The organism is Sedimenticola hydrogenitrophicus (assembly GCF_025175675.1).
Classification (GTDB): Bacteria; Pseudomonadota; Gammaproteobacteria; order Chromatiales; family Chromatiaceae; genus Sedimenticola; species Sedimenticola hydrogenitrophicus.
Genome location: NZ_JANIOA010000099.1, coordinates 1 through 1,556, shown reverse-complemented (window position 1 = coordinate 1,556; position 1,556 = coordinate 1). Strand labels below are relative to the sequence as shown.

Genomic DNA, 1,556 nt, shown 5'->3' with positions numbered 1-1,556 from the left:
GTCAGGGAACAATTAATTCTAATATTAGCAACAATAGTTCTCCGGCCCAGTTTCGCACTGATACAGTTTCGTTATTCAACTGGAGAGTTAATACATGCTCAAGAAAACCATCGGCAATTTCCTGACACCGCTTCTGGTGATCGTATTGGGCGGCTCCGTTGCTTTGGCTAAAGATGATCCCCCAACTTTACCTGCCGAGTACAGGCTATTTGAGACGACTTGGAGTAACAGCTACGGTCAGGAAAGGGGACGGGTAATAATTGCCATTAATCCAAACAATATTTCAGAGGAAGGAAAGATCTGGTTCCCGAAAGATGGCACGTGTACGCAAGGGCAATGGGGAACAATTGCACCCGGTTCATTTTATTTCAACGAGGACAATCGACTTTTGCCGACTCGGGATAAAGTGGAAATGCAGATCAATGGCGGATGTGGCCAAGCAACAGGTATTTTCGATTCTGTAAATAATCGCATTCGGGTTACTCGATCAAATCGTCCTGGATACACTTTTTTCATTGACCTTAGGCTGTAGGAAAATTTGGGGTCAGCAAAAAAGCCGAGTCAACGAAATCCGGTTAGTGACCGATCCGGTTTTTGCCTTCTGATGCGTGACATAAAAGATCTAACGTCTTGGCACAAAACAGATTTGTATTGGAGGTACATGTCCAATTGTTGGCGGTGCATTTGTTGAGCCGGCGACATTTTTGCTGACTTCATGAGCAGGCTCTAATTAATTTCTGCATTCGCATTCGGAGGAATCAATGTGAAGCAAATAATTACACTATGTGCAGCCATTATATATACCGGTATTGTGTATGCACAAACCACCGAACCGGTTGAATTATCGACCGAAGAAGTTGTGGCCTTAGTTAATGGAAAGTCCATACCAACCCAAAATGTCCGCTGGGAATCGTAAGCCTTCAGTTCAAAGAGAGTGGCGTTCTATACGGCAGCAGCAAAGGATCCGATGCCGGAAACTGGAAGGTTGATGAAGGTAAACTTTGCTTGAAGTGGCGACGCTGGGACTACGAAGGTTGTGGCATGGTTCGTAGGGTTGGTAATGAAATCCAACACCTCTGGCCAAATGGGAAATTGCACTTCGCATTCACTCCATAGTGTAAGGGGACCCGTATCCAGTGAAGTTTCCAGCATACCAAGCCAAAGAGAGGATATATGCATAACTGCGATAGTTGCACCGTATGTTGCAAATTCATGGGAGTCGATGAGCTTAACAAGCCAAGAAATGTCTGGTGTAAACACTGCCGAATTGGCGCAGGTTGCGATATCTATGATACCAGGCCTGAATCTTGCCGAGTGTACGAATGCGTATGGTTGAAGACTCAAAGTTTAAACAAGCCTATTCCGCTTGCATTGCGGCCGGATAAATCGCGTGTTGTCATTGGTACGGCTAATAATGGCGAAGACCTCATACTGTATGTGAATTCTGACCGGCCTGATGCCTGGAAACAAAAAGGATTCAGCGAATTCATTGCAGTGATGAAGACGAAAGGTATCACAGTGTCAGTATGTTGTGGGCAAAATATAAAAGAAATTTG

The 1,556-nt window shown here is 44.8% G+C and carries 2 protein-coding genes; both read left to right on the top strand.

The genetic code is table 11. The features are described 5' to 3' along the window. Window positions 1–94 precede the first annotated feature (94 nt). Window positions 95–532, top strand: coding sequence for a hypothetical protein (locus tag NPX02_RS21090; RefSeq protein WP_260296036.1), 438 nt, complete (start codon window positions 95–97; stop codon window positions 530–532). A gap of 800 nt (window positions 533–1,332) precedes the next feature. Beyond that, window positions 1,333–1,556, top strand: a 224-nt coding sequence (locus NPX02_RS21085; protein ID WP_335342622.1) for a hypothetical protein, incomplete at its 3' end; no start/stop codon positions are given.